Raw genomic sequence first — 656 nt, forward strand, 5'->3', positions numbered from 1 at the left:
TGTGCCTTCGCCGCATCATGGACAAAGCCCTTTGCACCATTCCAACTTTCATCACCTTCCGCATCTGAAAGCGCAGGGATATAAGTAAAATTTGGATGCTTTGACGCAAGCTCGCTGAATTCTTCAAATCCATAAAGATCATTGCGGGTACGTACACCATGAACCAAAGTAATTGGCTCTCCATAACCTTCGGATAATAATTCCAATATCATTGAACGCGGGCTAGAAACGCCTGTGCCACCTGCCAGAAATAATTTCGGGCCACCGCGTGATTTACGGGTGATGAAACGACCATAGGGACCAGATATCTTAATCTTATCACCCACTTTCAGGGTTTCATGAATATAGGTCGTGCCTTTGCCACCCTTTACCAACCTTACCTGAAGCTCAATCTTATCATTCTCGCTTGGGGGGTTAGCAATTGAAAAGGCGCGCGTACCTTCAACCCCAGGCAAATTGACATTCACATATTGTCCAGCCTGAAAATCAATTGTATCGCCATTTATCTTAAATGTAATACCCTTAACATCATGGGTTAGATTAGTGATTGCGGTGACTTCACAATCAAAGTCTTTCACCGCAATCCTTCTTGCATCATCATCCTCGTCAATGTCCGCTTCAATCGTTACATCCGATTGTAGGCGGCATTCACAAGC

1 protein-coding gene is annotated in these 656 nt (G+C 44.5%); it reads right to left on the bottom strand.

What is annotated here, in order from left to right; all coding sequences use genetic code 11:
• On the bottom strand, nucleotides 1-656 hold a 656-nt coding region (locus KXV15_RS13415), incomplete at both ends, for an FAD-binding oxidoreductase (RefSeq protein ID WP_240008718.1).

It is taken from the genome of Pseudaquidulcibacter saccharophilus, from assembly GCF_019455445.1.
GTDB lineage: Bacteria > Pseudomonadota > Alphaproteobacteria > Caulobacterales > Aquidulcibacteraceae > Pseudaquidulcibacter > Pseudaquidulcibacter saccharophilus.